This is a genomic window from Enterocloster aldenensis, assembly GCF_003434055.1.
Lineage (GTDB): Bacteria > Bacillota > Clostridia > Lachnospirales > Lachnospiraceae > Enterocloster > Enterocloster aldenensis.
The window spans coordinates 130,333-152,075 of record NZ_QVEX01000011.1; the positions used below are offsets into that span (position 1 = coordinate 130,333).

Here is a 21,743-nt window from a genome sequence, read left to right on the forward strand (position 1 = left end):
AATGGATGACTGAAGGAGTACAATATTTATGTGGGACAGATTAAAACGCGTTTTAGGAATAGGTTCCGGGACCCGGGATTCGGATGAAATCATTGATTCACTATACGGCAGTGTGGTGAACAGGAATCTTTATTTTCATCTTTTTATCATAATATATGAACTGATTATGCTTTTCTCCATATCCCTGCGACCGGGAGGCCCCTTTGTGAAGCCCAGGCGGACCGCCTATTTCCTGCTGTACCTGGCCCTTATCCTGGCAACTGCCTGTGTGGTGGCCGGACAGGCGTGGATTGGCAGGAAAAAGGGCAGCCACCGCTGTTATTTCAGGATAGAGTATGGGTATATGGTGTTCTTTAGTTTCTGGGGACTTGCCATTACCCTCAATGACCAGCTGGGTGGGAACGGACTGACGGTTTATAATTATGTGATGCTGATTATGGCCATCATGTCCATGATGAAGCCGTGGAAGACAGCCCTGCTGTTCCTTGGGGACTTCCTGCTTCTTAACCTGCTGCTGCCTTATTTCCCGGATCCTGGGGGCCTGGATCATGCTTATAATAATCTTATGAACAGCCTGTTCCTGTCCCTGGCAGCCATTGTAATCAACGCCAGCCTGTACAATTCAAGGATTCAGGCAAAAAGGGATGAGATGACCATTAACAGGCAGTACCGGCAGATTGAGGCGGCCAATCAGATATTAAGTAAGGAAGCCTTATTGGATGCGTTGACCGGACTCCAGAACAGGAACAGCTACAAAAAGGCGGTGCAGGCTTTTGATAACACAGAGGCCGCGTCCATGGCCTGTGTTTACGTGGATGCCAATGGCCTCCATGAACTGAACAACCATCAGGGGCATGAGGCAGGCGATGTGATGCTCAAAACAGTTGCCCATATCCTGCTGGGGCATTTTAACCAGGAAGAGGTTTTCAGGATTGGCGGGGATGAGTTTGTGGTGCTTTGCAAGAACATGACATACCATGAACTGGTACAGGGGACAAAGGATGTATGCAGGGAGGCAGGAGAGGCAGGATACTCACTTTCCATAGGCCTGGATTGGAGGGAATCCAATCTGGATATCAATGAAATCATCCAGGCAGCAGATGCAGAAATGCAGAAAAACAAAGAAGAATACTATTCCTCAATCGGGGGAGAACGGCGGCAAAGGACATTGGACCGGAAGGCGGAGCGGATCATAGCTGAAAAAAGGGATATGGAGCGTCTCATGGAGGTCCTGGCCCCTGTGTTGAAAGGGGTATATTTTGTCAATCTGGAAACAGACAGATTGCGTCAGGTTATTATTCCAGATTATTTTACGGAAATGCTGGAGGAGGCCGATGGACGATTCAGCAAAGCCCTTATGCTTTTTGCGGACCGCATGGTAAAAAACGGCTATATCCCTGATTTTAAACGGTTTTGTGATTACACGCACCTAAAAGGCGTGCCGGATGGAGAAGACACACCGGAATTTACATATGAGACAAAGGATGGGTGCCGGTTCAGGCTGAGGGTATTCCGATGCAGCACTTATTCCGGCAGCCCAAAAGAAACACTCTGGATTTTTTCCGACCTGGAAAAGGTCATATGACTATCCCGCGGCGTATGTCCCTGATGGGAAAGGACTTGTGGGTTTTATCCGCTGATTCCCTCTACCGCGTCCACTGGAAGGGAGAATGCAACCGCATGTTCTCCGGTTTCCCGCAGCACGGTTTCGCAGATAGCCCTTAAGATAGGCTGTTTCTGTGGGGACGGGGTGAGAATCAGAAGAATGGCTTTTTCCTGGGAAAGGGTCAGCCCGAATATCTTCTTTTCCTCATCAGAGCCGATTTCACGCGCCTTTACAAGGGTGCCGCCGTGGCATCCCGCCTTCCGGGCGGCTTCCATCACCGGGATGGACAGGTCGGTATGGATGACTGTTGCTATCAATTCATAATCTTTATGTTCAGACATATGGATCTCCTCCTTGGAACTGGCAGTGTGGTGTGGATGCTGGCCTGCATCCCAATCCTTCAGGCGGCCGGAAGCCGCAATGCTGATTCCTGAAAGCGGAATGGAAAATGCAATCCCGTGGCCTGGTTTATGGAATTCCATTTCATGTTTCAGGGCGTCCATCAGTTGATGGGAGTCAGGGGCGGATGCAATCCCCAATACCAGGTCTTTTTCCGGTTCATCCAGACCAAGGCAGTCCATGACGGCGGAACTGGCTGTTCCATGGCCTCTGGCAATTAAAAGGATTGAATGGCCATGTTCCTGGAAAATGGCAGCGGCGCGGTTGCCTTTGCCCCGGTCTACGATGGCAGCCGTCCATTTTACACGGTTAGGATTCATTGGGATCCTCCTTCTCTAAGTTGATAAATTCACTGTCCATATCAATAAAGGACAGCTGGGCGCTTCTTTTTTCCCTTCGTGTCTTAACTTCATAGGACAGGCCTATGAGCTGTATGATGATAAGGGGGGTCATGGCTACCATGGCCACAATACCGAATGCGTCCTTTAAAATGTCACCGCCCAGGGCTTCACATGCCCCCATGGCAAAGGGCAGAAGGAAAGTGGCTGTCATGGGGCCGGAGGCAACACCGCCTGAGTCAAAGGCAATGGACGTGAAGACCGGAGGGACGATGAAGGACAGTAAAAGGGCAATGGCGTAACCCGGAAGGAGCATGCTTAAAAGGGGAAGGCCGGTAAGTACCCTGAACAGGGAAAAACCCAGGGACAGGGCCATTCCGATGGAAAGGCCTTTCATCATGGCTGTCTCTGATATGGTGCCTCCGGTCATGTCCGCCACCTGCTTGTTAAGCACCTGTACGGCGGGCTCGGCTTTCACGATGAAGTAACCAATCAGCATTGCCACAGGAACAATGATCCACCGGTAAGGAAGGGAGGCCAGCTGTTTCCCAAGATAGCTGCCCGCAGGCATGAAGCCCACGTTTACGCCTGTGAGGAACAGGGTCAGGCCGATGTAGGAGTACAGCATGCCCACCAGGATTTTCACCACCTGCCTGGGGCGCATTTTCAAAAAGAAAAGCTGAAACAGGATGTAGAATGCAAGGATGGGGAAAAGGGCTGTAAATACTTCCAGGCCATACTCGGGCAGTTCATGCTGGAACGCCAGCCACAGGTCCTGGGAGTTACTGATGGAAGGGATGGACATGGGTTCGTATGTACCGGAGGAGGATTGGTACACAAGTCCCAGTATCATCACGGATAGGATGGGGCCGATGGAACACAGGGCCACCAGACCGAAGCTGTCGCTGTCCTGGTTTTTGCCCTGGCCAATGGACGAAAGCCCCATGCCAAGGGCTATGATGAAGGGGACCGTGATAGGGCCGGTGGTAACGCCGCCGGAATCAAATGCAACTGCGAGGAAATCACCTGGAATGTAAAAAGCCATGATAAACAGGATGATATAGCAGACCATAAGAATATGGGAAAGGCTCCAGCCGAAGAGGGAGCGGAGGAACGCAACCGCCAGGAAAAATCCGACTCCTGCAGCTACTGCCAGTATAAGCACCATGTCAGGTACGGCGGGGGTCTGCCCTGCAAGGACCTGCAGGTCCGGTTCCGCAACCGTTACTACCGCGCCGATGATGATACAGGCCACGATGATGACCGGGAGGCGCTTGGCCTGTGCCAGCTGTGCCCCTACCTTTTCACCGATGGGCATCATGGCCATATCCACCCCCAAGGTAAAAAATCCCATACCTATAATCAGGAACGCCGCGCCGGCCAGGAACAGCATCAGTGGATCCAGCGGGATGGGTGCAATCGTAATACCAAGAATCAATACGATACAGGTAACGGGCAGCACAGATGATAAGGATTCTGTGATTTTTTCTTTTAATTTCTGATTCAATAAGTTACCTCCTGTTGTCCGTTATTTTGTCCGATATGCCCGGTATGTCTTATGTATCAAGGGCATACGTCAATTAAAGCTTAACATAGGGACAAACGGAAAAGCAATAGGTGGCAGTGTTAGAGTTGCGTTAAGATTTCCATCATACCTGGTTTTCAACGTTTTCTTTTTCACCGGTAACGGTTGACACTGTTTCGGAAATATGCTAAATTAAGAATTAGTGCAAATACGCTGATAGGGAGTAGTAGGTGACTGGACGGATTCAGAGAGCCGGCGGGTGGTGTGAGCCGGTGACAAAAGGTTATTGAACTGGCCCTTGAGTAGCTTGCCCCAACACAGGACCGCCGGCCGCATGAGCCAGGGGTTAAAGTCAGTAGGGCGGGCCGGAGACCTTACCGTTATAAGAGGAATAAGTGCATGCATGGGCATGAACCAGAGTGGTACCGCGTGAGGATATTCAGGCCTTGCGTCTCTAGCAGTAGAGGCGCAGGGCTTTTTATTTTTCATAGGAACCTTGAATAACCAATGGAGGAATGAAATCATGGCAACACAGTACAATCACAGCGCCATAGAAAAAAAATGGCGGGAGAACTGGGAAGAGAAGCCCATCAATGTGAATGATGGCAAAAAAGAAAAGTATTATTGTCTGGATATGTTCCCATATCCTTCGGGCAGCGGCCTGCATGTGGGCCACTGGAGAGGATATGTGATTTCCGATGTATGGAGCAGGTACCAGCTGTTAAAGGGCAAATATGTCATCCACCCAATGGGATGGGATGCCTTTGGCCTTCCTGCCGAGAACTATGCGATTAAGATGGGCGTCCATCCGGCCAAGTCCACAGAGGCCAACATTTCTAATATAAAGAAGCAGATCAAGCAGATTGCAGCCATCTATGACTGGGACATGGAAGTAAATACCACGGATCCTGAATTCTACAAATGGACCCAGTGGATTTTCGTCCAGATGTTCAAAAAGGGCCTGGCCTACGAAAAGGAGTTCCCCATTAACTGGTGTCCTTCCTGTAAGACAGGGCTGGCCAATGAGGAAGTGGTAAACGGCTGCTGCGAGCGCTGCGGTACCACTGTGACCAAGAAGAACCTGCGCCAGTGGATGTTAAAAATCACAGCCTATGCCGAGCGCCTGTTAAACGATCTGGATAAGCTGGACTGGCCTGAAAAGGTTAAGAAAATGCAGACGGACTGGATTGGCAAATCCTATGGCGCTGAGGTGGATTTCCCCATTGACGGACGTGATGAGAAGATTACCGTGTACACCACCAGGCCTGACACCCTTTACGGCGCAACCTTCATGGTGCTTGCACCTGAGCATGAGCTGGCAAAGAGCCTTGCCACGGATGCCACAAGGGAAGCGGTTGAGAAGTATATCTTTGATTCTTCCATGCGCTCCAATGTTGACCGTATGCAGGCAAAGGAAAAGACAGGCGTATTTACAGGCAGTTATGCCATCAACCCGTTAAACGGGGAAAAGACGCCTATCTGGCTGTCCGACTATGTACTGGCTGATTACGGCACAGGCGCCATCATGTGTGTGCCTGCACATGATGACAGGGATTTTGAGTTCGCTAAGAAATTCGGCCTTCCCATTGTACAGGTCATTGCAAAGGACGGCATTGAGATTGAGGATATGACCGAGGCCTATACGGAGGCAAGCGGTACCATGATCAATTCCGGCGACTGGAACGGCATGGAATCCTCCGTGCTTAAGAAGGAAGCGCCCCACATGATAGAGGAGAAGGGCTTTGGCCACAAGATGGTCAATTATAAGCTCCGTGACTGGGTATTCTCCCGTCAGAGGTACTGGGGAGAACCCATACCGATCATCCATTGTCCAAAGTGCGGCTGCGTTCCGGTGCCTGAGGAAGAGCTTCCCTTAAGGCTTCCTGATGTGGAGAGCTACCAGCCCACAGGAACCGGTGAGTCACCTCTGGCCGGCATTGAGGAGTGGGTCAATACCACGTGCCCTGTCTGCGGCGCACCTGCAAAGCGTGAGACCAACACCATGCCCCAGTGGGCTGGTTCCTCCTGGTATTTCCTTCGCTATGTGGACAGCCACAACAGCCAGGAACTGGTGTCCAGGGAAAAGGCGGACAAATATCTTCCGGTTGACATGTATATCGGCGGCGTAGAGCATGCGGTGCTCCACCTTTTATATTCACGTTTCTATACCAAGTTCCTGTGTGACATCGGGGCGATTGATTTTGACGAGCCTTTCAAGAAGCTGTTTAACCAGGGCATGATTACCGGTAAGAACGGTATTAAGATGAGTAAGTCCAAGGGCAATGTGGTATCCCCGGATGACCTGGTAAGGGATTACGGATGCGATTCACTCCGTCTCTACGAGTTGTTTGTGGGACCGCCGGAACTGGATGCAGAGTGGGATGACCGTGGGATTGAAGGTGTTTCCAGGTTCCTTAACCGTTTCTGGAACCTTGTGACGGACAACAAGGACAAGGACATCCAGGCATCCAGGGAAATGATCAAGCTGCGCCATAAACTGGTGTATGATATCGAATACCGCTTTAACCAGTTCAGCCTGAATACGGTTATTTCCGGTTTCATGGAATATAACAATAAGCTGATTGACCTGGCTAAGAAAGAGGGCGGCATTGATAAGGAGACCTTAAGGACCTTTGTTACCCTCCTGGCTCCATTTGCACCCCATATCGGCGAGGAGCTGTGGCAGCAGTTAGGCGGCACGGACAGCGTGTTCCATTCCCAGTGGCCGGAGTGCGATGAGGAGGCCATGAAGGATGATGAGATTGAAGTGGCTGTACAGGTAAACGGAAAGACACGCGCGGTCATCAGCGTGGCAGCGGACATTTCCAAGGAAGACGCCCTGGCAGCGGGCAGGGAAGCTGTTAAGGACAAGATGTCCGGCAATATTGTAAAAGAGATTTACGTTCCCGGCAAAATCATCAACATTGTATGCAGATAATTACCATATAAAAAAGAAACACGCGCAGACCATTGGTGATAGGATGCCCTTTAGCAGGGCACCATGGTCTGCGCGCGTTTCTTTATGTATCTTAAAACTTCATTATCTTATCCACATCAGCGGTAAACACGGTTGCCCCTCCGATTTTGACACCTTTGACCACGTCCACGAACATCTGTCCGTTGAATTCGGATACCAGCTTTTCCTCCACACGTTCCGTACAGCTCTGCCTAATATATTCCAGGATTTCTTCTTCCCGTTCTTTTTCAATACATACCATCAATGTAATGCTTTTCTTGTTCAGGTACAGTCCTTCGGTGGTGAATTTGGTGGCCAGGATTTTATGTTTAATAAACTCCCTGGAAAGACGCCCATAGTCCACTTCCTGGACAATGATGATCAGTAATTCCATAACACGCTCCTTCCGCTGCAGGATTTTTTTACCGGCCCACTTTGGCGCCCCGGCAGCTGGCTGTAGTATTTTGGTCTATTATATGACGCCCGCGGCGCGGCTTCAAGTTAAGATTCCGTAACGTTCCAATTGTAAGAAAAAAGAAATACCAATTACGGCGGGTACAGGTTATAATGATGGGAGTAAAAAAAGCAGAGGTGATTACATATGGGACAATCTAGATGGATGATGATGACGGCCCTGACAGCCGGTATGATGGCAGTCATGGCGGTGACCGGATGGGCGGCGCAGCCGGGCATGCATAGGGCCGGGGCTGTTTCGGATACGGCAAGGACAGAGGCGCATGGGGACGCGCAATACCGTCCTGCGGTCATTGACGGCAATATACAGCCCCAGAACCTTACGGGCGCTGAGGATGCGGACCAGCTGATCGTGGTGGTTGGCACAGGCGGCTGCAATGCGGATACCTACTATTATAAAAAGGGGGATGACACCTGGAACCTGGAGTGGAAGGAAGCCTCCATTGTGGGACGCGGAGGCATTACCTCCGAGAAGGCGGAAGGAGATGGCAGGACTCCTGCGGGCACCTATGGATTCACCATGGCATTTGGCCTGAAGGACGACCCGGGCAGCGTCCTGCCATATCATAAGATTGTGAAAGGGGATTACTGGGTAGATGATTCCGCCAGCCCTTATTACAATAAGCTGGTCAATACATCCACAACCCCCAGGACATGGAATTCAGCAGAGAACCTGGCGGCAGCGTCGCCGTATTATGACTATGCCCTTGCGCTGGACTATAACCAGGACTGTGTGCCAGGGAAGGGGTCGGCTATTTTCCTCCACTGTTTTACTGCGTCAGCGGACAATGGTTCCGCAGGCTGTATCCGTCTGCCGGAAGCCAGGGCAAAGGAACTGGTGCAGTCGGCAACCGGACAGACAAGGATTGTGATTGCAGAAAATATGGAAAGTCTCAGATGATTTTGGTATGGTACATGTTTTGGAAGGCAGGGGGCGCTGTGTCAGCGCGGCCCTGCCAGTTTTTTTGACATCATTTTCAGCATATCCAGCTTTTTCTTTTCCGCAGGCGCCATGCCGGAACTTAGAATCGTGACCAGCAGGGCGGTTTCCTTATCATTGAACTGGATTCCTTTTTGTCTGGCTTCCATATTGATGGACATGAAGGCCTCCATCAGGTTATTTTTATTTGTGTGTTCAATGCGCTCGGCAAATTCTGTGAGCAGATTCAGCTTTTCTTTGCTCATGGCTTTTAGCCTGGGATCATTTTTCCAGTTTGTATCCATAATTATGTATCCTTTCTGAAGGGGTGGGGTGTCAGGACATGGCCTGCATGGCGGTCATTATCATTTCCATGGTTTCAAAACGGGACTGCTGTTCCGGGGTAAGGAACCTGCGCAGCTGTTCCATGGGGGTCTGGCCTTCCATCAATGTCTGGGCCATGTCAATCATATCCTGCTCCATGGGGTTGCCGTAGGGACGGACAGCCTGCAGCAGGTCACGGACAGACCCGGTCTTTTCGGAACTTTCCAGGGAACATATGCCCATGGAGGCAACTTCTTCTGTCTCAAACAGCTCCACGGTCTTCCTCAGCTCCTGTGCTTTGACAAAAAGGGAAATGGTTTTCTGTGCAGGCACACCCAGATACGGGAGGGCGGCTTTTATCATCTGCAGGTGGTGGTCCCCTATGAGATAATCCAGATCAGTAAGTTTATAGTCATCAGATGGGTTCATATCTTTCCACCGGCCTTTTTCTTTCTTTGCTTTAAGCTTATGCAGGGGATTGGCAAACAATTCCATATATTTAAGCATGAATGCGCCAAAGCCTGGACACTGCATATATTATTAATATGGAAGGAGAGTGAAATCCATGTATAACCGTTTAGTAATTGAAGGGAATGCAGTGTATGAAATAGATGAAGAGTGTGCCAGAAGAAGGCAGGGAAGGAAGGGGTATGGCGGTAAAAACCGGGGAGGCGGCACGTCTGGCATCCCATCCGCCGGTACTGATCCTGTTAAATAAATAAAAAACAGGGGGTGGCAGAACCACTCCCTGTTTTTAAATCTTTTGTGAAGGATTCTCAGAGGTGGGAATTAGCAGCAGAAGCCGCCACCACCGCCGCAGCAGCACAGAAGCAGGATAATCCAGATAAAGTCACATCCGTTTCCGCCTCCGCATCCACATCCACAACCGCCGCCGCAGTTATTGTGGTCGAAGCATCCGCCGCCTCCGCCACAGCAGCACAGAATCAGGATAAGCCAGATGATATTGCACCCGCTGCCTCCTGTTCCACATCCACATCCACAGTCACAACCGCAGTTTGTTGCTGCTACATCACTCATGTTAGTTCCTCCAATTAAAGTTTAATTACACTTTATCATATGACCCCCTGCTTGCTCATGTTTCCTGGTTTTGAAAATATTTTTATAAAATTTTAAATGGTACATCCTGCCATTCTATAGTATAATCATGGAAGCATTGAAGAAATGAGGCGTGGAAGGAAAATGGACAAGAGCAGATTATATTACCAGACTCCTTATGTGAAGTCTTTCATGTGTACGGTGGAGCGCTGCGAAGCAAGCGGGAAGGGGACCTGGCTGGCCGTACTGAACCAGACAGGCTTTTATCCCGAGGGAGGAGGGCAGCCCTCTGATACAGGGACCCTGAACCAGGTGCCGGTACTATCTGTCCATGAAAAGGGGGAGGAAATACTCCATGAGCTGGCTTCCCCGCTTGAGCCGGGAACGCTGGCGGAGGGAATCATTGACTGGCAGAAGCGCTATGACAATATGCAGCAGCATACGGGGGAGCATATCCTGTCCGGGCTGGTGCACCGGTTTTATGGATATGAAAATGTGGGATTCCACATGGGCGCCGAGGAAGTGACCGTGGATTTTAACGGTATGATCACAGCGGACGGGCTGGACAGGCTGGAGGACGCGGCCAACCAGATTGTTTATGACAATGTGCCGGTACATACGCTTTACCCGGCCAAAGAAGAACTTGCATCCATTGATTACAGGAGCAAGAAGGAACTGAGCGGCCAGGTAAGGATCATAGAGATTCCGGGCGGGGATGTCTGCGCCTGCTGCGGGACGCATGTAGAAAATACCGGAGAAGTGGGTATCATTAAGATAAGGGGCATGATCCATTATAAAGGAGGGGTCCGCATATCCATGCTGTGCGGACGCAGGGCGCTTCTGGATTACCGGAACCGGCTGAAGGATGGGATCAGGCTGTCCAATCTGCTGTCGGCCAGGCTGCAGCTGGTGCCTGAGGCGGTTGAGAAACTGAAAAATGACTGCCAGGACAGGGAAATGCTCATCGGACGCCTGTACGGACAGCTGTTTGGCCTGAAGGCCGGGCAGTATCCAAAGAGCAACAGGCCCCTGACCCTTTTTGAGGAGGGGCTTAACATGGTACAGATACGCCAGCTGTGCACCCTGCTTTATGAGCAGGAAAAGGGCAGCGTGGTGATGGTGTGCTCAGGCAATGAGGCGCAGGGGGAATATCAGTATGCCCTGGGAAGCAGCCTGATGGATATGCGGGCCCTGAGTAAGGCCATGAATGGGAAACTTCACGGCAGGGGCGGAGGAAGCAGCCTTATGGCCCAGGGAACCTTCCGGGCATCCCGGCAGTCTGTCATGGATGTATTTCAGGAAGAGACAAAATCATAAAGGATGGTATTATGGAATTGAATCAGGATACAATTAAAAAACTCAGGGGACTTATCCTGTTTACGGTCATCGTGGTGGTTGCAGGAATTAATTACACACGGCTTTTGGACGTGGCGGCAGCCTTGTTTAACATGGCCTGGCCCTTTATTCTGGGCGCGGCCATTGCATTTATTTTAAATGTGCCCATGCGCAACATTGAACGCCACCTGATCATGTTCCGGGAAGACAGCCGGTTAAGGAGGCCGGTCAGCCTGGTTGTCACGATCCTGCTGGTATCCGGCGTCCTGTTCCTTGTCACGTTTGTGGTCACGCCCCAACTGCTCAAGACGTTCATGGCCCTTCAGTCCAGTGTCCCCCTGTTTTTTGCAGGGGTGCAGGATGAGATGGAACGGCTCTTTGCCAGCATTCCCCAAATCACGGATTACGTCAACCAAATAGAGGTGGATTGGCAGCAGATTTTCCAGGACATGGTGGAATTCCTGAAAACCGGAGCAGGCTCCATGCTTAACAGTACGTTTTCAGCCGCTGTATCCATTGTCAGCGGGGTATCCTCGTTCCTGATCGGTTTTATCTTTGCCATCTATATCCTGCTTCAGAAGGAGACATTGGGACGGCAGATGAAAAAACTGCTGTCGGCCTTCCTTCCAGAGCCTGTGACGGCGCGCATTGTGGAGATTGCTTCCCTTACGGAGCGGACATTTTCCAATTTCCTTACAGGCCAGTGCGTGGAGGCGGTCATCCTTGGGACCATGTTCTTTGTGGTGCTTACCCTGGGGCGTCTTCCTTATGCCCTGCTGATTGGGGTGCTCATTGCGTTTACGGCCCTGATTCCCATATTCGGCGCCTTCATCGGGCTGGGAGTGGGCGTATTCCTTATGCTGATGGTGGAACCCATGGACGCGCTTATCTTTACCATCATCTTCTTTGTGCTCCAGCAGATTGAAGGGAACCTGATCTATCCCTATGTGGTGGGCAATTCCGTGGGGCTTCCTTCCATCTGGGTACTGGTGGCGGTGACACTGGGCGGCAGCATGATGGGAATTGTCGGCATGCTGATATTCATCCCTCTCTGCTCCGTGCTCTATGCCCTTTTAAGGGATGAGGTGAACGGACGCCTTGAAAGACCCAAGCCAACAGGCAGAAGCAGGACCAACGGGAATAAGGCGGTCCGGACAAGACGGCCAAAAGACAAGGCTGTCAAAACAGGGCCTGCGGCCCAGGCGTCTGCAATGGAAGCCGAAGCGCGGCAGGAAGACCGGTCCGGTAAATAGTAGGGATGTCAGAAAAGGCAGGGCGGAAACGCCGAAATACCAGAAATACCAGAAAAGGCAGAGAAGGCAGAAAAGACAGAGGAAACAAAAAACCAGCCCATGACTGAGTGCAGTCCGGGCTGGTTTTTTGTTTCCTATCTCACTTATTCTCCCTGGTACATGTATTTAATTAAACGTTCGATGTCTTCTTTTTCGTGCGCAATCAGGTCTAATTCTTTGATATATCCGTTGGAGAAGATGGTAGCCATTGACAGATACTGGGCCAACTTGGATTTCAGGTTAATGCGGTCGCCTTCCGGTGATACCAGCTCAACCGTTCCCTTGCACTGGTCTACTACTTCAAAAAACTTTTCTACATCAGTAATGTTCTGAATCTTCATGGCAATTCCTCCTGTTAGTAGTCCTTTTCCAGATATGGAAAAGTCTGGTTAATCTTTTAACATATATGATTATATCAAAATTCACAAACCAAGACAATTACAATTATTAATAAAAAATAAAGGATTACAATGCTTTTTTTATATCTTCTAACAGCAGGCAGGACACTCTCAGGCCTCCGCGGCCGCGGCCGATGGAAATATCCGGTTTATTGCTGCCATGGAAGTCAGAGCCGCCCGTGGGAAGCAGGCGGCAGGCAGCCGCTATTTCCTGAAGCTTCATGCTTTCCAGACGGTTGTTGGAGGAGTGGTAGACCTCCAGCCCTTTCATGCCAAGGGACGCCAGATAAGCGGCCAGTTCTATGGTCCCCTTATCCCCCAGCTTATATTGGAAGGGGTGGGCCAGGGCAGGGAAGGCGCCGCAGGACAGGAGGGCATCCAGCACTTCATCCGCTGCCACGTACGCCTTGGGCGGGCAATAGGGGCCGTCATACTGAAGATACCGTTTGAATATCTGGTCCAGGCTGGAGCCCATTCCTTTGGAAAGAAGGGCTCTTGCGACATGGGCTCTTGTTATGACGGTATCCGGATTGCCGCCGTGCAGTTCTTCCGGGGTAAAGATTATGCCGTCCTTGGCAAAGCGCCGGAACATTTCCTCATTCCTTTGGTCCCTGCCCTGCCTGAACTTCTTTAAGACAGATTCCAGGCCAGGGTTTCCGGCCGTGACGAAAAGTCCCAGGATATGGATCTCATGGCCCTTGTAAGAACTGGAGACCTCGATGCCAGGAATGACCTCCACGCCGCAGGCAGCTCCGGCCAGAAGGGCTTCGGGAATCCCGGCCGTTGTATCGTGGTCGGTCAGTGCAATGGCCTTTAAGCCTGCCCGGGCAGCAAGTCCAACCACCTCTGTTGGGGTACAGGTGCCGTCAGACGCATTTGAGTGAACATGTAAATCCACGTAATCCATGGTAAAACCTCCAGATGTAACCAATTTTTAATAACTTCCTAATACTTACTTTATATATAGTAACATGAATTTCATAATAAGTAAAATTGGCTGGAAAAAAACAAAAAAGACGGTTCCATTTTACATAAAGTATGTTATACTACAATCTGTGAATAATATGCTAGATGAAATGATGGGTGAAGAAAATGAATCAATTAGAGAATAACCGTGAACGTAGAAACCCTTCTGCAGGCAGAAGCCGCGGCAAGGTTACCAATAATAGAAGCAGTGGAAACCATTCCAACAGAAGTTCAGGACGCGGCAGTCTGGGGGGCCAGGGTTCCCGCAGCCAATCCTCTTACCGTTCCGGACAGGCCGGCCGGATGAATGCGGCGCATAACGCAAGGCGCAACAGTACCCACAGAAGGAAGAAGGGGCCTGATTATAAGAAAATAGCAGTCATCGGGATTATCCTCCTGGTGCTCATCACATGCATTGCCCTTGTGATTAAGGCAAAAGGAAGCCTTGGGGAGCCGGAAGGGACGCAGGTCACGGAAACCCCGGAAACAGAGATCGTGAAAGAGGTTAAGGTGGATGGGATTACCATAACCGGCATGACTAAGAACCAGGCCAGGAACGCTATCTTAAAAGAGTACTCCTGGAGCATGACGGTTACATATGGGGATGATTCCTATCCGGTAACCGACCTTGTGGCTGAAAAGGTGGACGCCCTGTTAGACGATATTTACAGCGGGGATCCGGAAGAAAGCTATACCCTTAATATGGATGGAATGGAAGAGGCCGCTGCCAAAGAGGCTGCTGCATGTGCTTCCAGATGGGATAAAAAGGCAAAGAACGGATCCATTGATTCTTATGATAAGGAAAAGGGGGCATTTGTATTTAAGGGCGAGGAAAATGGTTTTGCCATTGACCAGGATAAGCTTGCCCGGGATATCGTACAGGCCCTGAAAGATAAAACATTTGACGCGCAGATTAAGGCAACGGGAAGCGAGACCGCTCCGGATATCACAGCTGCCGCTGCCAAGGAAAAGTATAAGACCATCAGTACCTTTACCACTAAGACAACTGCCAACAAGGACCGCAATACCAACATCAGGCTGGCGGCCGAAGCCTTAAACGGCACGGTGGTCCATCCGGGAGAGGAGTTCTCCTTTAACCAGGCAGTGGGACAGAGGACAGAGGCAAAAGGATATAAGGGCGCTGCCGCGTATAATAACGGGGAAGTGGTCCAGGAAATCGGCGGCGGCGTATGCCAGGTATCCACCACGCTCTATAACGCGGTATACCGTTCGGGCCTGGGAGAGGAGAGCATCACCTTCAGGCGTTCCCATACCTTTGAACCAAACTATATCACGCCGGGACAGGATGCGACCGTGAGCTGGGAACAGCCGGATTTCCGCTTTAAGAATACATCCAGCACATCCATTGGCATCAAGGCCAGCTATGGGGACCAGAAGATGACGGTTTCCATCTATGGGATTCCGATTATGGAAGACGGGATGAAGCTGGACCTGGAATCCAAGAAGATAGAGGACCTTGACCCGCCTGCGCCAACCTATGAGGAAGACCAGACGCTCCAGCCGGGAGTGGAGGTCCAAAAGAGCGCGGGAACCAAGGGCAGCCGGTGGGAGACCTACAAGGTCATCTATAAGGACGGCGTGGAAGTATCCAGGGAACTGGACCACAAAACCACCTACAAAGGCCATGCGCCGGTTATCCTGCGCAACACATCAGGCGTTGTCCTGGCGCCGGAGGAGACCACTGTTCCGGATGAGACGCCGATCCCGACCGTGGACGGTATGCCGGACGGTTATGTTCCCGGCAGTGACCCCACCATATCCTCACCGGACGGTTCCGCACCGGAGAACGGACCCGGCATCACACCTACCGTGCCAAGCGCCACAACAGCGCCCACCGTGCCTTCAACACCCGGAACCCAGGCTCCGGGGCCGGGAACTGCCCCGGGCACATCGGACGGACCCGGAGGCGGTAATCCTGTGATTGCACCGCTGAATCAGAATTGATGGGAATTGATGGGATGACAATCGGAAAAACTGCATGAAACATAGGGGGAGGGACTGTGGAAAACAGTCCCTCCCTGCATTGTAAGACTTTATATTTTTTTAATGAATTACATTGTATTTTTTGGAGTAATTGCGATTAAGCATTTGCAATTTGTTAAATAATTGCTATAATAGTAGACAGGTCAGTCTGCATAGGGCATCATGCCCCGGAGGCGGACTTACATGTATACCATTACATATACATATTCACTATTTGTAGGAGGAAATCAAAATGGCAAGAAAAATGAAAACCATGGATGGTAACCATGCAGCAGCACATGCTTCATATGCATTTACTGATGTAGCGGCTATCTATCCGATTACCCCATCTTCACCTATGGCTGAAGCCACGGATGAGTGGGCAACAGACGGAAGAACCAATATCTTCGGTCGCGAAGTGCAGATTACAGAGATGCAGTCTGAGGCAGGTGCAGCAGGTGCTGTTCACGGTTCTCTGGCAGCAGGTGCGCTGACTACCACCTACACAGCGTCACAGGGTCTGTTACTGATGATTCCAAACCTTTACAAAATTGCCGGTGAGCAGCTGCCAGGTGTGTTCAACGTATCTGCACGTGCACTTGCAAGCCACGCATTATCTATTTTCGGTGACCACTCCGATGTTTACGCATGCCGTCAGACTGGATGCGCCATGCTGTGTGAGTCCAGTGTCCAGGAAGTCATGGACCTGACCGTTGTTGCGCATATGGCATCCATCAAGGGCAAAGTTCCGTTCATCAACTTCTTTGACGGTTTCCGTACCTCCCATGAGATTCAGAAGATTGAGACCTGGGATTACGATGACCTGAAGGAAATGGTTGACATGGACGCGGTTGATGCATTCCGTAAGAATGCACTGAATCCAAACCATCCATGCGAGAGGGGATCTGCCCAGAACCCAGACATCTTCTTCCAGGCAAGGGAGGCCTGCAACCCATATTATGACGCGCTTCCTGCAATCGTCCAGGAGTACATGGACAAGGTTAATGCCAAGATTGGTACTGACTATAAGCTGTTCAACTACTACGGCGCTCCGGATGCTGAGCATGTTATCGTTGCCATGGGTTCTGTTAACGATACAATCGAGGAGACCCTGGATTACATGGTAAAACAGGGCCAGAAGGTTGGTGTTGTTAAGGTACGTCTGTACAGGCCATTCAGCGCACAGGCTTTAATCGATGCAATTCCTGATACCGTTAAGGTCATCTCCGTATTAGACAGGACCAAGGAGCCAGGTTCCGTGGGCGAGCCTCTGTACCTGGATGTTGTTGCAGCCCTGAAGGGAAGCAAGTTTGACCAGGTTAAGGTTCTGACCGGACGTTACGGCCTTGGTTCCAAGGATACCACACCGGCACAGATTGTTGCTGTGTACGGGAACACAACAAAGTCTCCGTTTACCGTAGGTATCGTGGATGATGTTACCAACCTGTCCCTGGAAGTGGGCGCTCCTCTTGTTACCACACCGGAGGGCACAACCAACTGTAAGTTCTGGGGTCTTGGCGCTGACGGTACGGTTGGTGCCAACAAGAACTCTATCAAGATCATTGGTGACAACACAGACATGTATGCACAGGCATACTTTGATTATGACTCCAAGAAGTCAGGCGGCGTTACCATGTCCCACCTGCGTTTCGGACACAGCCCAATCAAGTCAACTTACCTGATCCGTACAGCTAACTTCGTTGCCTGCCACAATCCTGCATATATGCGTAAGTACAACATGGTCCAGGAGCTGGTTGACGGCGGCACATTCCTTCTGAACTGCCCATGGGATATGGAAGGACTTGAGAAGCATCTGCCAGGCCAGGTTAAGAAGTACATTGCTGACCACAACATCAACTTCTACACCATTGACGGTGTTAAGATTGGTATCGAGACCGGCATGGGCCCGACACGTATCAATACCATCCTTCAGTCCGCATTCTTTGAACTGACCGGCATCATTCCTGCTGAGAAGGCCAATGAGCTGATGAAGGCTGCTGCAAAGGCAACCTACGGACGTAAGGGCGAAGACGTTGTCATGAAGAACTGGGCAGCTATCGATGCAGGCGCTAAGGGCATGCACAAGGTAGAGGTTCCGGACAGCTGGAAGAACTGTGAGGACGAAGGCCTTGACTATGCTGTTGTAACCGAGGGAAGAAAGGATGTAGTTGACTTTGTTAACAATATCCAGACCAAGGTAAGCGCTCAGGAAGGTAACTCCCTGCCAGTATCTGCTTTCTCTGATTACGTAGATGGTTCCACACCATCCGGTTCATCCGCATACGAGAAGCGCGGTATTGCTGTTAAGGTTCCTGTATGGAATCCTGACAACTGTATCCAGTGTAACTTCTGTGCATATGTATGTCCGCATGCTGTTATCCGTCCGGCTGCAATGACGGCTGACGAGGCTGCTAAGGCGCCTGCAGACATGAAGGTAAAAGATATGACAGGTATGCCAGGCTACAAGTTTGCAATCACGGTTTCCGCCCTGGATTGTACCGGATGCGGTTCCTGTGCAAATGTATGCCCAGGCATGAAGGGCAACAAGGCTCTTGTTATGGAAAGCCTTGAGGAAAACCTTGGCGAGCAGGCTATCTTTGACTTCGGTCAGTCCCTGCCGGTTAAGGAAGAGGTTCTTGCTAAGTTTAAGGAGACCACTGTTAAGGGCAGCCAGTTCAAACAGCCTCTACTTGAATTCTCAGGCGCCTGCGCAGGATGCGGCGAGACACCTTACGCAAAACTGATCACACAGCTGTTTGGTGACAGGATGTACATTGCCAACGCAACCGGATGCTCATCCATCTGGGGCAACTCCTCACCATCCACACCATATACCGTTAACGCCAAGGGTCAGGGACCTGCATGGGACAACTCCCTGTTCGAGGATAACGCTGAGTTCGGTTATGGTATGCTGCTGGCACAGAACGCTATCAGGGACGGCTTAAAGGCTAAGGTTGAGAGCGTTATGTCCAACGAGAAGGCTACTGAAGAGATGAAGGCAGCCTGCAAGGAATGGCTTGATACATTTGGCGTGGGCGCACTGAACGGAACCGCTACCGATAAGCTGGTGGCTGTCCTGGACGGTGTTGACTGCGACATCTGCAGAGACATTGTTAAGAATAAAGATTTCCTGGCCAAGAAGTCCCAGTGGGTATTTGGTGGTGACGGATGGGCTTACGATATCGGTTTCGGCGGCGTGGACCATGTTCTGGCATCCGGCAAGGATATCAACATCATGGTTTATGATACCGAGGTTTACTCCAACACAGGCGGCCAGTCTTCCAAGGCTACCAAGACAGGTGCTGTTGCGCAGTTTGCTGCCGGTGGTAAGGACGTTAAGAAGAAAGACCTTGCAAGTATCGCAATGAGCTATGGTTACGTATATGTGGCACAGATCTGTATGGGCGCTGATATGGCCCAGACTGTTAAGGCAATCGCCGAGGCAGAGGCTTATCCGGGACCATCCCTGATCATCGCCTATGCTCCATGTATCAACCATGGTATCAAGAAGGGTATGGACAAGGCCCAGACAGAGGAGAAGCTGGCTGTAGAGTGCGGTTACTGGAACAACTTCCGCTACAATCCTGCTGCTGAGAAGAAGTTCTCCCTGGATTCCAAGGCTCCTAAGCTGGAGACCTATCAGGACTTCTTAAAGGGCGAAGTACGTTACATGTCCCTGGCCATGAAGAATCCTGAGAGGGCAGCTGAGCTGTTCGCACGTAACGAGGCTGAGGCTAAGGAGCGTTACGCTTACTTAGAGAAGCTGGTTACTTTATACGGTAATGACTAATCCTGAATAGTGAATTGTTTTATGGATGCCCCTGGTGTGCTTTGATGCCCGCCGGGGGCATCTGTATTAAGGGGCCATGACCGTCTGGGAAAGGGGTTACATATGATTCTATCCCGTATAATCTGTTTCCAAAAGGGGATAATACTGGAAGAAGACAGATAGCCGGACCAGGCTGCCTGCAGGCAGGAAAATGGGCTGGCGGAGAGGATGTGTGATACCAGTATGTTAGAAGAAAAAGCAATGGTGCATTTTTTGAATCGCTTTACGGATTATCCCTTTCTGGTAAGATGGGAGGGACATGAGGACCGGATTGGGCATGGCAATCCAATTTTTGCAGTGAATATAAAGGACAGCATTCCTGTAAAGGAACTGACAGACAGCACTTCCCTGGCACTGGGGGAAGCGTACATGAAAGGAAGGCTGGATGTGGAGGGGGATCTGTATGAGGCGCTGGACCATTTCCTTGGACAGATGGACCGGTTTGCCGTTAACCAGACCAGGCTGAAAAAGCTGCTCCATCCCTCCAATTCCAGGAAGAACCAGCAGATGGAGGTTTCTTCCCATTATGACATTGGAAATGATTTCTATCGCCTGTGGCTGGATGAAACCATGAATTATTCCTGCGGATACTTTAAGACGGATAAAGACACCCTTTATGAAGCCCAGGTCAATAAGACGGATTATATATTAAAGAAACTTGCCCTGGAAAAGGGGATGGACCTTCTGGATGTGGGCTGCGGCTGGGGATTCCTGTTAATCAGGGCCGCAAAGGAATATGGGGTAAAGGGAACCGGAATCACCCTGAGCCGTGAGCAGTATGAGGGATTTACAAAGAGGATTGAAGAGGAAGGGCTTGGCGGTCTTGTTACCGTAAAGCTGATGGACTACAGGGACCTTCCGCAATCCGGCATGAAGTTTGACCGTATTGTCAGCGTGGGCATGCTGGAGCATGTGGGCAGGGAGAATTATGGCAGGTTCATGGATTGCATGGATAAGGTGCTGAAACCGCGCGGGGTATTCCTTCTGCACTATATCAGCAGCCAGAAGGAACATGCAGGGGACCCCTGGATAAAAAAATATATTTTTCCCGGAGGCGTCATTCCCAGCCTAAGGGAAATCATATCCCTGATGGCGGACCATGATTTCCATGTGCTGGATGTGGAAAACCTGAGGAACCATTATAACAGGACATTGCTTTGCTGGGAGAAGAATTTCAAGGAACACGAGGATGAGGTCAGGGAAATGTTTGACCAGGAATTTGTCCGTATGTGGGACCTGTATCTATGTTCCTGTGCAGCAACCTTCCACAATGGGATCATAGACCTGCACCAGATCCTGGTGAGCAAGGGCGTGAACAATGAACTGCCCATGGTACGTTGGTATTAATAGAAAAGCAGAGGCATGCCGGCCCGGTGTTAAGCAGCGGGGAAGGCATGCCTTTCTTTTGGACCAGGATGGCTTTATCGGCAAAAATCTGCTATAATGATAAAACCATGTGAAAAAGGGGGACGGAAATACATGAAAACAAAAAAGGACCTGATTACATATTGCCTGACCTATAAGGATGTCTACGAGGACTATCCGTTCCGTGACCATGAGTGGGCAGTCATACGGCACAGGAACAATAAAAAGGTCTTTGCCTGGATATACAGCAGGAACGGTGAGGTATGTGTTAATTTAAAATGTTCCCCTGAATGGATTGAATTCTGGCGCAAAACATATGAAGGCGTGCGTCCCGGCTATCATCTGAATAAAAAGCATTGGAATACCGTGGTGATGGATGGGACCGTGCCGGATAAGGATGTTAAGCGGATGATAGGGGAGAGCTACGATTTGACAAAGTGAGGAGCAGATCATAGATGGTTTAAGATTTAAGGAGGATAGGCATGAGCGATATTAAATTTGAGATAAAAGAAGAATTAGGCGTATTGTCTGAGAATGCCAAAGGATGGCGCAAGGAAGTGAACCTTATCAGCTGGAATGGAGCGGCTCCCAAGTACGATATCCGGGATTGGGCGCCGGACCATGAGAAGATGGGGAAAGGAATCACCCTGTCAGCCGAAGAGGCAGGCAGGCTCAAGGAGGTCTTAAACTTGGTGTCCAAGTAGTGTTTAATGGAGTAGGAGTGTGAAACGGGGGCGTTCCAATATACAGGAGGCATGGCTGGATACGGCTGCAAGGCGCGATTATATGGAGGAATTGTGTGGGAGGACGCAGGAGAAAATGTAAAAAGTTGTAAAGACTTGTAAATAGATAAAAAAAATACTTGATTTTTGGGAATATTTATGATATATTCTTCTGGTCGGGGCATTAGCGCAGCTGGGAGCGCGCCACACTGGCAGTGTGGAGGTCACGGGTTCGAATCCCGTATGCTCCATTTTT

17 protein-coding genes, 1 tRNA gene, 1 pseudogene and 1 other annotated feature are annotated in these 21,743 nt (G+C 50.4%); of the genes and pseudogenes, 11 read left to right on the forward strand and 8 right to left on the reverse strand.

Annotated features, from left to right (window positions below; genetic code table 11):
• Positions 1-28 precede the first annotated feature (28 nt).
• Complete coding sequence (locus DWX59_RS19440; protein WP_117560855.1) at positions 29-1,585, forward strand: GGDEF domain-containing protein; 1,557 nt, start codon at positions 29-31, stop codon at positions 1,583-1,585.
• A 44-nt stretch (positions 1,586-1,629) separates the two neighbouring features.
• Here DWX59_RS19440 and DWX59_RS19445 read toward each other — a convergent pair whose 3' ends face one another.
• A complete protein-coding gene (locus DWX59_RS19445; RefSeq protein ID WP_117560856.1) occupies positions 1,630-2,325 on the reverse strand; it encodes a hypothetical protein in 696 nt (231 codons plus the stop codon).
• The gene (locus tag DWX59_RS19450) at positions 2,315-3,850 is read right to left on the reverse strand and encodes a DUF1538 domain-containing protein (protein ID WP_117560857.1); all 1,536 of its coding nucleotides are present in this window, start codon (positions 3,848-3,850) and stop codon (positions 2,315-2,317) included. Before DWX59_RS19450 ends, DWX59_RS19445 begins: the two co-directional genes overlap by 11 nt.
• Positions 3,851-4,072: 222 nt before the next feature.
• Positions 4,073-4,327 (forward strand) — a binding site (T-box leader).
• Between the two features lie 64 nt (positions 4,328-4,391).
• On the opposite strand from DWX59_RS19450, the gene leuS reads away from it, so the two are divergent.
• Positions 4,392-6,806 (forward strand): leucine--tRNA ligase, encoded by a 2,415-nt coding sequence (leuS, locus tag DWX59_RS19455; protein WP_117560858.1) that lies wholly within the window; start codon positions 4,392-4,394, stop codon positions 6,804-6,806.
• 91 nt (positions 6,807-6,897) lie between these two features.
• Here leuS and DWX59_RS19460 read toward each other — a convergent pair whose 3' ends face one another.
• Positions 6,898-7,218 carry a cyclic-di-AMP receptor gene (locus DWX59_RS19460; protein WP_117560859.1) on the reverse strand — a complete coding sequence of 107 codons (321 nt, stop codon included), beginning with the start codon at positions 7,216-7,218 and terminating at the stop codon, positions 6,898-6,900.
• Between the two features lie 207 nt (positions 7,219-7,425).
• Between DWX59_RS19460 and DWX59_RS19465 the strand changes: the two genes are divergently transcribed.
• Complete coding sequence (locus DWX59_RS19465) at positions 7,426-8,199, forward strand: L,D-transpeptidase family protein (protein ID WP_117560860.1); 774 nt, start codon at positions 7,426-7,428, stop codon at positions 8,197-8,199.
• A gap of 41 nt (positions 8,200-8,240) precedes the next feature.
• Here the strand turns inward: DWX59_RS19465 and DWX59_RS19470 are convergent, their stop codons facing one another.
• From DWX59_RS19470 to DWX59_RS19480, 3 genes are all read right to left on the reverse strand, one after another.
• Complete coding sequence (locus DWX59_RS19470; protein ID WP_117560861.1) at positions 8,241-8,522, reverse strand: hypothetical protein; 282 nt, start codon at positions 8,520-8,522, stop codon at positions 8,241-8,243.
• 31 nt (positions 8,523-8,553) lie between these two features.
• Positions 8,554-8,970 (reverse strand): hypothetical protein, encoded by a 417-nt coding sequence (locus tag DWX59_RS19475; RefSeq protein ID WP_117560899.1) that lies wholly within the window; start codon positions 8,968-8,970, stop codon positions 8,554-8,556.
• Between the two features lie 360 nt (positions 8,971-9,330).
• Complete coding sequence (locus DWX59_RS19480; RefSeq protein ID WP_117560862.1) at positions 9,331-9,579, reverse strand: hypothetical protein; 249 nt, start codon at positions 9,577-9,579, stop codon at positions 9,331-9,333.
• Between the two features lie 162 nt (positions 9,580-9,741).
• Here DWX59_RS19480 and DWX59_RS19485 point away from each other — a divergent pair, with 162 nt between their 5' ends.
• Complete coding sequence (locus tag DWX59_RS19485; protein ID WP_117560900.1) at positions 9,742-10,914, forward strand: alanyl-tRNA editing protein; 1,173 nt, start codon at positions 9,742-9,744, stop codon at positions 10,912-10,914.
• Between the two features lie 11 nt (positions 10,915-10,925).
• Positions 10,926-12,038 (forward strand): annotated as a pseudogene (locus DWX59_RS19490) (AI-2E family transporter); the annotation flags it as partial.
• A 290-nt stretch (positions 12,039-12,328) separates the two neighbouring features.
• On the opposite strand, the gene DWX59_RS19495 reads toward DWX59_RS19490, so the two are convergent.
• Both DWX59_RS19495 and DWX59_RS19500 read right to left on the reverse strand, forming a co-directional pair.
• Entirely contained in the window at positions 12,329-12,565 is a 237-nt protein-coding gene (locus DWX59_RS19495; protein WP_007858574.1) for a hypothetical protein, read from the reverse strand.
• A gap of 124 nt (positions 12,566-12,689) precedes the next feature.
• Positions 12,690-13,529 (reverse strand): PHP domain-containing protein, encoded by an 840-nt coding sequence (locus DWX59_RS19500; RefSeq protein ID WP_117560864.1) that lies wholly within the window; start codon positions 13,527-13,529, stop codon positions 12,690-12,692.
• A gap of 185 nt (positions 13,530-13,714) precedes the next feature.
• Between DWX59_RS19500 and DWX59_RS19505 the strand changes: the two genes are divergently transcribed.
• From DWX59_RS19505 to DWX59_RS19530, 6 genes are all read left to right on the forward strand, one after another.
• Positions 13,715-15,553, forward strand: a complete 1,839-nt coding sequence (locus DWX59_RS19505) for a VanW family protein (protein ID WP_117560865.1) — start codon at positions 13,715-13,717, stop codon at positions 15,551-15,553.
• Between the two features lie 271 nt (positions 15,554-15,824).
• The gene (nifJ, locus tag DWX59_RS19510; protein ID WP_117560866.1) at positions 15,825-19,361 is read left to right on the forward strand and encodes a pyruvate:ferredoxin (flavodoxin) oxidoreductase; all 3,537 of its coding nucleotides are present in this window, start codon (positions 15,825-15,827) and stop codon (positions 19,359-19,361) included.
• 222 nt (positions 19,362-19,583) lie between these two features.
• Positions 19,584-20,747 carry a cyclopropane-fatty-acyl-phospholipid synthase family protein gene (locus DWX59_RS19515; RefSeq protein WP_330668246.1) on the forward strand — a complete coding sequence of 388 codons (1,164 nt, stop codon included), beginning with the start codon at positions 19,584-19,586 and terminating at the stop codon, positions 20,745-20,747.
• A gap of 132 nt (positions 20,748-20,879) precedes the next feature.
• Positions 20,880-21,206 carry an MmcQ/YjbR family DNA-binding protein gene (locus DWX59_RS19520; protein WP_117560868.1) on the forward strand — a complete coding sequence of 109 codons (327 nt, stop codon included), beginning with the start codon at positions 20,880-20,882 and terminating at the stop codon, positions 21,204-21,206.
• 41 nt (positions 21,207-21,247) lie between these two features.
• Entirely contained in the window at positions 21,248-21,469 is a 222-nt protein-coding gene (locus DWX59_RS19525; protein ID WP_117560869.1) for a YdbC family protein, read from the forward strand.
• A gap of 196 nt (positions 21,470-21,665) precedes the next feature.
• Positions 21,666-21,738: transfer RNA gene (locus tag DWX59_RS19530), tRNA-Ala, on the forward strand.
• The last annotated feature ends 5 nt before the right edge of the window (positions 21,739-21,743 follow it).

Bases quoted from the DNA above. Each gene is read 5' to 3' on its own strand.
- DWX59_RS19440 (WP_117560855.1), top strand. From the start codon at position 29: ATGTGGGACAGATTAAAACGCGTTTTAGGAATAGGTTCCGGGACCCGG.
- DWX59_RS19445 (WP_117560856.1), bottom strand. From the start codon at position 2,325: ATGAATCCTAACCGTGTAAAATGGACGGCTGCCATCGTAGACCGGGGC.
- leuS (WP_117560858.1), top strand. From the start codon at position 4,392: ATGGCAACACAGTACAATCACAGCGCCATAGAAAAAAAATGGCGGGAG.
- DWX59_RS19460 (WP_117560859.1), bottom strand. From the start codon at position 7,218: ATGGAATTACTGATCATCATTGTCCAGGAAGTGGACTATGGGCGTCTT.
- DWX59_RS19465 (WP_117560860.1), top strand. From the start codon at position 7,426: ATGGGACAATCTAGATGGATGATGATGACGGCCCTGACAGCCGGTATG.
- DWX59_RS19470 (WP_117560861.1), bottom strand. From the start codon at position 8,522: ATGGATACAAACTGGAAAAATGATCCCAGGCTAAAAGCCATGAGCAAA.
- DWX59_RS19475 (WP_117560899.1), bottom strand. From the start codon at position 8,970: ATGAACCCATCTGATGACTATAAACTTACTGATCTGGATTATCTCATA.
- DWX59_RS19480 (WP_117560862.1), bottom strand. From the start codon at position 9,579: ATGAGTGATGTAGCAGCAACAAACTGCGGTTGTGACTGTGGATGTGGA.
- DWX59_RS19485 (WP_117560900.1), top strand. From the start codon at position 9,742: ATGGACAAGAGCAGATTATATTACCAGACTCCTTATGTGAAGTCTTTC.
- DWX59_RS19495 (WP_007858574.1), bottom strand. From the start codon at position 12,565: ATGAAGATTCAGAACATTACTGATGTAGAAAAGTTTTTTGAAGTAGTA.
- DWX59_RS19500 (WP_117560864.1), bottom strand. From the start codon at position 13,529: ATGGATTACGTGGATTTACATGTTCACTCAAATGCGTCTGACGGCACC.
- DWX59_RS19505 (WP_117560865.1), top strand. From the start codon at position 13,715: ATGAATCAATTAGAGAATAACCGTGAACGTAGAAACCCTTCTGCAGGC.
- nifJ (WP_117560866.1), top strand. From the start codon at position 15,825: ATGGCAAGAAAAATGAAAACCATGGATGGTAACCATGCAGCAGCACAT.
- DWX59_RS19515 (WP_330668246.1), top strand. From the start codon at position 19,584: ATGTTAGAAGAAAAAGCAATGGTGCATTTTTTGAATCGCTTTACGGAT.
- DWX59_RS19520 (WP_117560868.1), top strand. From the start codon at position 20,880: ATGAAAACAAAAAAGGACCTGATTACATATTGCCTGACCTATAAGGAT.
- DWX59_RS19525 (WP_117560869.1), top strand. From the start codon at position 21,248: ATGAGCGATATTAAATTTGAGATAAAAGAAGAATTAGGCGTATTGTCT.